The sequence below is a fragment of the Synechocystis sp. LEGE 06083 genome (genome assembly GCF_015207725.1).
GTDB classification, from domain to species: Bacteria; Cyanobacteriota; Cyanobacteriia; order Cyanobacteriales; family Microcystaceae; genus Synechocystis; species Synechocystis salina.
Genome location: NZ_JADEWJ010000142.1, coordinates 1 through 9,634 on the forward strand (window position 1 = coordinate 1; position 9,634 = coordinate 9,634).

Sequence of the window (9,634 nt, forward strand, 5' to 3'; positions counted from 1 at the left end):
GTTGAAAGGATTAATGGCTTGAATTTGACGACGAATGGCCAAACTACTGGATTCTAGAGCCACAGGAGCTAAAAAGTACAGCGCCAGCAACCAGGCCCATATGTAACTTAAGCTAATGTAAATAGTTCCCTGTTGCCAATGGCTTGGCCTACTTTTGACTAAAAAAATACCGCCCAATAGAGCAATAAAAATAGTCGTATAAACAAAGGTAATAATGTGGGTTAATCCCAGGGCACACCAGGCTAAAGCCCCCCAAATTAAATGGCGATAATGGGGATAATAAAAAGTTTGAATAACGTAAAATAAAACGATGGCTAAAATTCCCTGGGCGATCGCCTCTGTGAAGGCTCCCCTAGCATGGACATTATTGAGAAAGTAAGGGGCAGACATATAGGCCACTCCCCCAAAAATGGCAGCAATTTGGGAACGGGCGAAGAAAAAACCCAGACGATAGATGAAAATCCCCCCCAACCAAAGGGCAGACCAAAGCAAAATTTTATAGGCAGTGTAGGGATTGGTGGGAGTCAAAAACTTGTAAATTATTGCCCCTAAAAAATAGGGCAGTTGACTATAAAATTGAAAACCAGGATAGCGGAAACCAAAATTTTCCAGGGGAGCCACCCGCAGGGGAAATTGTCCTTCCTCTAGGGCCATTCTGCCCTGGACAATGTAACCAATGTGGGAAGTGTGGTCGTTAATGGAAAAAATTATCTTTGCCGATGCCATGGGGGCCATCCAAGCCAAAGCAATCAGGGCGAACAAAATATAAGTGAGAATGGCAATGCGATTTCTATAGTTAAAACCGCGAATTTTTCGCCAAATTGCCATGGTGGTAACGGGCTTGATCCAATTGAGCAAATACTGACGAAAAGTTACTCCGAAAAGTAATAGGCTGAGAATAACTAAGTTACGTCTTAAAGCTTGCAAATCCGCCGCACTGAGCTTCGGTTCTAAGATGCCCCAATAGCCTACTAATCCCAAGGCTAGTCCTAAAACAAGGCATAATAAAGCCAGGATAAAAAAGGGATTATTTTTCTGAATAGTAAGGAATTTTAAATTTTTAAAAATGCCAACTTCCTGATAGAGCAAAAAAAATCCAATCAATAAAATAACAGCTAAAACAAAGCCGATTACAGGAATTAGCATTAGATCCAAGAATGACTCAGTTGGGGGTATTTGGGGCGACCAATAACGCCACATAATATCACAGGGGATTGCATTTTTTAGCTGGCCCTAGATGGGGCTGATTTTTGTGGGAGAATGTTAGCCAACCTGAGGATAAACCATCGGATTTTTTGGGAAACGCCCCTATGCAAAAATTTTTCAAACAATTACGTCGCAAGCTTTTTGGCCTAGATGAGCAGGAAGCGGCCATGATCAAAGCCATTGCCGACACCAACGATTTAATTGCCGGTTTGCAAAAATCCTTTGACCACCTCCATCTGGACTACAGCCGTGCTTTGGTGGAAGTTGTGGCCCAAGCCCAACCTCAAACTACCCTAAGCTGTGAAATCAATGGGGTCCCCCTCAGGGTACCAGTGGAAATTTTACGGGCCTATGCCCATTGTTTGGAAACTTCCCAGGAGTTTAGTTTCACCTATTGCATAGAAAGTCACTGCGTCCATTGGTTGGGGCAACATCTACGGCCGGGGGATGTGTTTTTCGACGTGGGGGCAGCCTATGGGGTAATTAGTATTCCTTTAGCTGAAGTTGTGGGTAGTACGGGGCATATTTATGCCTTTGAACCGGCTCGCCAAACCCGCCATAGCCTGGAGCAAATTATTAAGGGTAATCATCTGGACCGGATCACGGTACTTCCCCTGGCGATCGCCGACGAAACGGGAGAAGCGGAATTCATTGAATACAGCACAGATAACCGTTTTTCCTGGGCGGCGGACACATCTACCCTAGCTAAGGACGTGGAGCCGAGCTTGGATAACTATGCCACCTATGCGGTGGAAATCACCACCATTGATAAATTTGCCCAGGAAAATAATCTTCGTCCCAAGGCGATCAAAATTGATATTGAAGGCTTTGAACTGTACGCCCTCCAGGGGGCCATGGAAACCTTGAAAACCTGCCACCCCTACCTTTGCATTGATATCCATGCCGATGTGAAAACCAAAAAATCAGCCCTATTAGGGGTTCGACCGTTGTTGGAAGGCCTGGGTTACCGTTGCGACAGCGATGGCCATACCCTTTTCGCTAGTCCGGCGTGATGATGGCATCTCGGCAAGACGTGGGGTCCATATCCTTTGTATGCGTGGCAAACTTGCGGAGGGACAACCGGCCAGATAGAATTAGCCCCAGTTCTGAGAACCGCCTCAGCAGGCCTTAATCAATACCCTAAATTGTCCGGGTTGGGGAAAATTGGCACTCTGCGACGTTCTCTCAGCCCATTTTTACCAAAATTTTAGCTAAATTAACGGTGTCAACCTCCTTTTCCAGTGCCTATCGTTTGGCGGTGCTAGTTCCTTGCCGTAATGAAGCGTTGACCATCGCTCAGGTTGTGGCGGATTTTCGCCAGCAGTTACCCAATGCCGCCATCTACGTTTATGACAATTGTTCCACCGATGACACCGCCACCGTCGCCCAGCAAGCAGGGGCCATTGTCCGTTACGAAAAACAACCGGGCAAAGGCAATGTGATCCGCCGCATGTTCGCCGATATTGAAGCGGATATCTACATTTTGGTGGATGGAGACAATACCTACGAAGCCGGCGCGGTGGGTCGCCTAGTTGATCGCCTGATTAATGAGCAATTGGATATGGTGGTGGGGGCCAGGCGATCGGAATTTAAGGATAAGGAAGCCTACCGTTTTGGTCATCGCAGTGGCAATCAGTTCCTTAAGGGCATTGTGGAGTTACAATTTGGAGCCCGGCTGGACGATATGTTATCGGGCTACAGAATTTTTTCCCGTCGCTTCGTCAAGTGCTTTCCGGCCATTTCTAACGGCTTTGAAATTGAAACGGAATTAACCATTCATACCCTGGAGTTACGGTTGCCCTTCGCTGAGGAGCCGGTGTTGTACCAATCCCGCCCTTCTGGTTCTGAAAGCAAGTTAAACACTATTAGTGATGGTTTTCGGGTTTTGGGCACTTCATTTTTGTTGATGAAGGAAACCAGACCGTTCTTGTTTTTTGGTGTTTTCTTTGCCCTATTTTCCGGAGCGGCGATCGCTTTAATGTTACCGGTGTTGTGGACTTATCTAGAAACGGGGCAAGTGCCTCGATTTCCCACTCTGATCATTGCTGCTTCTCTGATGTCCCTAGGCTTTGTATTTTTTACCTGCGGCTTAATTTTAGATTCCGTTGCCCGAGGACGGCGGGAACTTAAGCGCATGGCCTATCTCAGAATTCCCAGGGTGGAAATTAAGGAAATTTAGGGGCCAATTAGTTAACCAAATCACCTCAGCCATTAGCCCCGAGGAAAAAAATTGCGTTGGCCAGAGATCAACCCTCGGCGCTGGCTTCCTGATTTTTCAATAACGGGAAAGCAATCACATCCCGAATGCTGGGGGAATCCGTCAGCAACATCACCAGGCGATCGATGCCAATGCCCAAACCACCGGTGGGAGGCATGCCATATTCCAAAGCAGTGAGGAAATCTTCATCGACGCTGTGGGCTTCTAAATCCCCTGCCGCTTTTTTGGCCGCCTGAGCTTCCAAGCGTTGACGTTGATCAATAGGATCTGTCAACTCAGAAAAGCTGTTGGCCAATTCCCGACCGTAAACAAATAACTCAAATCGTTCCACTAGCCCTGGCTTACTGCGATGGGGTTTGGCCAAGGGGGAAATTTCCACTGGAAAATCGGTAATGAAAGTTGGTTGCATTAACGTTCCTTCCACTTTTTGCTCAAAGGCCTGGTTTAACAAATGCCCCAGGGAAGGACAATCTTCGGCCACGCCAATGCCTGCTCCGGCGGCGGCTTTTTTAGCCGTTTCCAAGTCAGTGAATTGACTAAAATCTACCCCCGTTGCTAACTGCACTGCTTCGTGCATAGTGATGCGCTTCCAGGGAGGGGTGAGGTCGATTTCTTCCCCTTGGTAGGTAATTTTCAGTGTGCCTAGTACCAATTGGGCGGCGGTGGTAACGAGGGCTTCCGTCAAAGCCATCATCTCGTTATAGTCCACATAGGCTTGATAGACTTCGATGGAAGTAAATTCGGGATTATGCCTGGTGGAAATTCCTTCGTTGCGAAAAATACGACCCAGTTCAAAAACCTTTTCAAAGCCCCCTACCACCAGTCTTTTCAGATGTAATTCCGTGGCAATGCGGAGATACAGGGACATATCCAGGGTGTTGTGGTGGGTGATGAAGGGTCTTGCTTCTGCGCCGCCCGATTCCCCTTGCAAGACTGGAGTTTCAATTTCAATAAAGCCCTGTTCATCTAAGTAACGGCGGATGGCGGCGGTAATCTGGGCCCGACGGCGGAAAGTTTGACGCACGGTGGGGTTAACAATTAAATCCACGTAACGTTGACGATAACGCTTTTCCGTATCGGTTAAACCGTGCCATTTGTCCGGTAGGGGCAATAGAGATTTAGTGAGTACGGCATAGATTTGCACATAAACTGATAATTCTCCTTTCTCCGTGCGCTTCAGGGTGCCCGTCACCCCTAAAATATCCCCCACGTCAGTGATTTTTTTCAGCAGATTAAAGGCGTTTTCCAACTCCGGCATATTTTCCGTCAGCCGTTGCTTTTCCAAATAAAGTTGGATAGTACCGCTTTCATCCTGGAGGGTAAAAAAGGCCAATTTTCCCATAACCCGCCGCGCTAAAATTCGACCGGCGATCGCCACTTTGAGGTCTACTTCTTCACCATTGGCCAGGTCTTGATAGGCTGCTTGAAGTTCCTTTGCTTGGTGGGTAACATCCCAGGTGTAGGCGTAGGGATTAAGGCCGAGTTGTCGTAATTGTGCCGCTTTTTCTAGGCGGGTAGCACGGATTTCTTCGAGGCTGGAGTGGGAATGGGAATCGGCCATGGTGACGCAAACGGGAAAAATTAGAAATTAAATACTTTTGAATTATTTGTTGGTTATTTCATGTTGGCCCTAGTGTCCTGCACCGCAATCCAAAAGAAGATGGCCGTCAGGGGAATGCTACCCAGCAAAATGGCCGTGGTAGTGGCACTGCCTAATTCCGGTTGCCCCGATGACAGTTCAAATACGCAGCCCACAGCGGCGATCGCCGACACACAGGAAAGGAGCAAAAGAATACCACTTTTAGGAGTCACAGAAAATCAACCTCCGGGACGAATGAACAGTCAACAGTCCAGTTTACCGTTAAGGGGTTGTCGGAAAGGTCTTAAATTTCCCCTCTATGCAGCGGTCAGAGCTCCGGAAAGAGGGCAAATCCCCATCGGCTTCCCTCCCTATCTAAAGTTACGGAGGCCTGTAAAAATAGACCCCCAGACAAAATGGAGTCTATTAGGCTATGTTTACGGGTCCAGGCTAGGCCATGGGCTTGACGGCCTGCATGGAAAAACCTTCTTTCTTCAAAGACTCTGCCAAAGCCAGGGGATTGTCCACCCGGTCCACAAACATAACACCATTGAGGTGGTCCATTTCGTGTTGAATTACCCTAGCAGTTAGCTCAGCAAAAAGGCGTTTTTGGGGGCGGCCATGCTCATCCTTGTAGGTCACTTCGATCGCCCTGGGTCGGGTAACATCCATATAAACATTGGGCACACTCAGACAACCCTCTTCCACTACACAAAGTTCTTCGCTAGTGCGGGTAATCTGGGGATTGATCATAATTAGGGGCGGCTCATCGGGCTTATCCTGTTCACAATCCACCACCAATAATTGTTTGTTAACCCCCACTTGGGGCGCAGCTAAACCAATGCCGTTAGCACTGTACATGGTCTGCAACATCTCCTTGGCCAATTTGCGGATACTGTCATCTACCTTGGCAATGCGCTTGGCCGGTTGTCGGAGCACCTTATCCCCTAGGTAATGGAGTTCCAAAGGGGGATGATCAACTTTTTGCTTTTCAACGAGGAGGGTGGCAGTCATGGACGTTCTACAGGCCTATCTCAACAATGGGGTCTCAGACTACATCTTAACAAAATCACGGCCTGGACAATTTTCGCTATGGTTTAAAGGGCTTGTTTAGCTTTGCCAGTTTGATTAGTGCTTTATCCTATGAATTTTTTGCTCACCAATGACGATGGCATTGACGCCCCTGGTATTGAAGCTCTCTACGAAGCCCTTGGTAAACGGGGTGTGTGGGTGGCCCCAAAAAATCAACATTCCGGTTGTGGCCATAAGGTGACCACTGACCAGGCGATCGCCGTGGAGCAGAGGGGCAAAGACCGTTACGCAGTGGACGGCACTCCGGCGGACTGTACTCGTTTAGGGGTGGTTCATTTTTATCCAGAAGTGGACTGGGTCATTGCCGGCATTAATGCGGGGGGCAATATGGGCATCGACTCCTACCTTTCCGGCACAGTGGCGGCGGTACGGGAGGCCGCTATCCTTGGCCACAAGGCGATCGCCATTTCCCATTGGATCAACAAACCCCGCACCATTGATTGGGTCTGGGCTTCCCACTGGGCCAATGCTGTCTTCAATACCCTTTGGCAACAGGATCTACCCCCCCAACATTTTTGGAACGTTAACCTACCCCATTGGCAAAGCGGCGATCCGGAACCGGAATTGATTTTTTGTGAACCCAGTCGAGATCCTCTGCCCGTAGCCTTCACCATAGAAGGGTCAAATTTCTTTTACCGGGGAGAATACAGCCAGCGACCACGACAACCTGGATCCGACATTGACGTTTGCTTTTCCGGCAACATTGCCATCACCCAGCTCAAAATTTGATTGGGTCAGTCCCAATATCGAGAAAATGGTCAACGTATTTAGATGGGAACTGGTTTAGTGAGTTGTGCCCGGCCCCTTAAATTTTTGCCCTAAAGCTCTAGGCTACTCTGGGGTTTTCCCCTTTGAATTAGGGGTCAGGGGAATTCTTGAAACACATTCTGGATAAATTGCCAAACGCGGCTCCTAGGGATTTCTGAGTAAAATACAGGGGAAGTTGCCCGTTTTAGGAAACTTAAGCAAATGGTTATAGCTCCCCATCGCACCATTATTTATCCCGACAGCGACGGCCAACCCATGGCGGATAATACAGAACAGTTTCAATGGATTGTTTTACTCAAGGAAAATCTGGAATGTCTTTTTGCCCAAGATGCCAACATTTTTGTGGCGGGGGATTTACTCTGGTATCCGGTGGAAGGACATCCCGAAATTCGCGTGGCCCCCGATGCCATGGTTGCCCTAGGGCGACCCAAGGGAAAACGAGGCTCCTATCGGCAATGGGAGGAAGATAATACTGCTCCCCAGGTGGTCTTTGAAATCCTCTCTCCCGGTAATCGTGCCAAGGAAATGATTCGCAAATTACAATTTTATGAACGCTACGGAGTGAATGAGTATTACGTTTATGACCCTGATGACAACGAATTAACTGGACTGCAGCGGGGAGAAAACGGATTAGAGATGATTGAGACCATAGAAGATTGGACTAGCCCCCTCCTGGGCATTCGTTTTCTACTTACCCCCGATACCCTAGAAATTTATTATCCTGACGGCCGCAAATTCCTGACTACGGTGGAGTTTAATCAAGAGATGGCCAAGGAAAAGCAACGAGCTAACGAGGAACAACAACGGGCCGATCGCCTAGCGGCCAAACTAAAGGAATTGGGCGTTGATCCTGAAGAAATTTAAGTTCTTGGCCGTGATTTTCCCTCCCATAAAGAGATTAACTTCTAGTGAACTTAGCCTGCCCTATTCCCCTTGAACGTTATCCCCAGGTGCTGTTGGCCCACGGTGGGGGCGGTAAGTTGAGCCAACAATTACTCAAGCAAATTTTTCTACCGGCCTTTGGCGCTTCCGAAACAGGCAGCCATGACGCGGCGGTGTTTACGGTTAATCCCGGCTCATGGGCCTTCACCACCGATTCCTACGTAATTAATCCCCTCTTTTTCCCTGGGGGCGACATCGGTTCTTTGGCAGTCCACGGCACTGTTAATGACCTGGCCATGGCCGGCGCTACTCCCCGTTACATTAGCGTTGGTTTTATCCTGGAAGAGGGATTGTCGATGGAAACCCTCTGGCGGATAGCCCAATCCCTGGGGCAAGCGGCGAAAAATTGTGGCGTGGAAATTATTACTGGCGATACCAAAGTGGTGGACCGGGGTAAGGGGGACGGCATTTTCATCAACACCAGTGGCATTGGTGCCCTTGACCATCAACAAACTATTCATCCTAGTCAGGTACAGGTAGGCGATCGTCTGATTCTTAGTGGGGATTTGGGTCGCCACGGCATGGCCATTATGGCGGTGCGTCAAGGGTTGGAATTTGAAACCACCATTGAGAGTGATTCAGCCCCGGTTCATCGGCAAGTGGAAGCTTTATTGTCAACAGGAATACCGATCCATTGTCTGCGGGACTTGACCAGGGGGGGGCTGGCCAGTGCGGTGAATGAAATTGCCCAAACCGCGGGAGTGACCATGGCTTTGCGGGAAAATTTGATTCCGGTGGAGACAGAAGTGCAGGCCGCCTGCGAACTATTGGGTTTTGACCCCCTTTATGTAGCCAATGAGGGACGATTTTTGGCCATTGTGCCCCCAACAGCAGAGCAAAAAACCCTAGAAATTTTGCAAACTTTCCATCCCCAAGCCACGGCGATCGGTACAGTTACGGGCAAAAGTGCACTGACTTTGGGGTTAGTCAGCCTAGAGAGTCGCATTGGTGCCCCCCGTTTACTGGACATGATCAGTGGGGAACAATTGCCCCGTATTTGTTAGATTGCCCGCCACCAAACCCTGGGCTGAAAGCCATAGCGCAGAAATATCACCTTGGGTTAGGGATATGATGGGGAAAGGCCGATTGACTAGATCGCCAGATTTTTTTTGTTTAGTTATTCTCCTCCAAACCCATGGCCATCAAACCCCAACCCCAATGGCAACGTCGCCTTGCTAGCGTTTTGCTGTGGGGTGCCACCATTTACCTATTGGTGAACCTGCTTGCCCCAACACTATTTGGTTCCCAACCCCCCCAAGTACCCTACAGTCTTTTCATTGACCAGGTGGAAGGGGACAAGGTTGTCAGTGTTTATGTGGGCCAAAACGAGATTCGCTACCAACTTAAGCCGGAGCTAGGGGATGAGAGCAAAGAAAAAGCGGCCGATGGACAGATTTTAAGAACCACTCCTATTTTTGATCTAGAGTTACCCAAGCGCTTGGAGGCCAAGGGCATTGAATTTGCCGCCGCTCCCCCAGCAAAAAATTCTTGGTTTGGCACCCTTTTAAGTTGGGTCATTCCCCCGCTGATTTTTGTTGGTATCTGGTCATTTTTCTTGAACCGTAATAACAACGGTGCCCCCGGCGGGGCTTTGGCTTTTACTAAAAGTAAGGCAAAAGTCTATGTGGAAGGGGATTCCACCAAAGTTACCTTTGATGATGTGGCCGGGGTAGAAGAGGCCAAAACAGAACTGAGCGAAGTGGTGGATTTTCTCAAATTTCCCCAACGTTACACTGCCCTGGGGGCAAAAATTCCTAAGGGTGTCTTGCTAGTGGGGCCTCCCGGCACAGGTAAAACCCTGCTCGCTAAGGGCGCCGCCGGGGAAGCAG

8 protein-coding genes and 2 pseudogenes are annotated in these 9,634 nt (G+C 48.8%); 6 read left to right on the forward strand and 4 right to left on the reverse strand.

Going from position 1 to position 9,634, the window contains the following annotated elements; translation table 11 throughout:
- Nucleotides 1-1,146 (reverse strand): annotated as a pseudogene (locus tag IQ219_RS11730) (hypothetical protein); the annotation flags it as partial.
- 164 nt (nt 1,147-1,310) lie between these two features.
- Here IQ219_RS11730 and IQ219_RS11735 point away from each other — a divergent pair.
- Entirely contained in the window at nt 1,311-2,219 is a 909-nt protein-coding gene (locus IQ219_RS11735) for an FkbM family methyltransferase (RefSeq protein WP_194072721.1), read from the forward strand.
- Between the two features lie 209 nt (nt 2,220-2,428).
- Nucleotides 2,429-3,385 carry a glycosyltransferase family 2 protein gene (locus IQ219_RS11740; protein WP_194072722.1) on the forward strand — a complete coding sequence of 319 codons (957 nt, stop codon included), beginning with the start codon at nt 2,429-2,431 and terminating at the stop codon, nt 3,383-3,385.
- Nucleotides 3,386-3,452: 67 nt separating this feature from the next.
- Here the strand turns inward: IQ219_RS11740 and lysS are convergent, their stop codons facing one another.
- The 3 genes from lysS to def form a co-directional block, all read right to left on the reverse strand.
- The gene (gene lysS, locus IQ219_RS11745) at nt 3,453-4,985 is read right to left on the reverse strand and encodes a lysine--tRNA ligase (protein ID WP_194072723.1); all 1,533 of its coding nucleotides are present in this window, start codon (nt 4,983-4,985) and stop codon (nt 3,453-3,455) included.
- Nucleotides 4,986-5,038: 53 nt separating this feature from the next.
- Complete coding sequence (locus IQ219_RS11750) at nt 5,039-5,236, reverse strand: hypothetical protein (protein ID WP_194018953.1); 198 nt, start codon at nt 5,234-5,236, stop codon at nt 5,039-5,041.
- Nucleotides 5,237-5,453: 217 nt separating this feature from the next.
- A complete protein-coding gene (gene def, locus IQ219_RS11755) occupies nt 5,454-6,017 on the reverse strand; it encodes a peptide deformylase (RefSeq protein WP_190596153.1) in 564 nt (187 codons plus the stop codon).
- A gap of 129 nt (nt 6,018-6,146) precedes the next feature.
- Here def and surE point away from each other — a divergent pair, with 129 nt between their 5' ends.
- The 4 genes and pseudogenes from surE to ftsH4 all read left to right on the forward strand — a co-directional run.
- Nucleotides 6,147-6,824 (forward strand): 5'/3'-nucleotidase SurE, encoded by a 678-nt coding sequence (gene surE, locus IQ219_RS11760; protein ID WP_190596151.1) that lies wholly within the window; start codon nt 6,147-6,149, stop codon nt 6,822-6,824.
- A 240-nt stretch (nt 6,825-7,064) separates the two neighbouring features.
- Nucleotides 7,065-7,727: a Uma2 family endonuclease gene (locus IQ219_RS11765; protein ID WP_194072724.1), complete on the forward strand. Its 663-nt coding sequence runs from the start codon at nt 7,065-7,067 to the stop codon at nt 7,725-7,727.
- Between the two features lie 44 nt (nt 7,728-7,771).
- The gene (gene hypE, locus IQ219_RS11770) at nt 7,772-8,809 is read left to right on the forward strand and encodes a hydrogenase expression/formation protein HypE (RefSeq protein ID WP_194072725.1); all 1,038 of its coding nucleotides are present in this window, start codon (nt 7,772-7,774) and stop codon (nt 8,807-8,809) included.
- A 131-nt stretch (nt 8,810-8,940) separates the two neighbouring features.
- Nucleotides 8,941-9,634: pseudogene (gene ftsH4 / locus IQ219_RS11775) on the forward strand (ATP-dependent zinc metalloprotease FtsH4); the annotation flags it as partial.

What these genes read in the sequence shown, in the direction of transcription:
- lysS (WP_194072723.1), bottom strand. Translation starts at nt 4,985, where the DNA reads ATGGCCGATTCCCATTCCCACTCCAGCCTCGAAGAAATCCGTGCTACC.
- def (WP_190596153.1), bottom strand. Translation starts at nt 6,017, where the DNA reads ATGACTGCCACCCTCCTCGTTGAAAAGCAAAAAGTTGATCATCCCCCT.
- surE (WP_190596151.1), top strand. Translation starts at nt 6,147, where the DNA reads ATGAATTTTTTGCTCACCAATGACGATGGCATTGACGCCCCTGGTATT.
- IQ219_RS11735 (WP_194072721.1), top strand. Translation starts at nt 1,311, where the DNA reads ATGCAAAAATTTTTCAAACAATTACGTCGCAAGCTTTTTGGCCTAGAT.
- IQ219_RS11765 (WP_194072724.1), top strand. Translation starts at nt 7,065, where the DNA reads ATGGTTATAGCTCCCCATCGCACCATTATTTATCCCGACAGCGACGGC.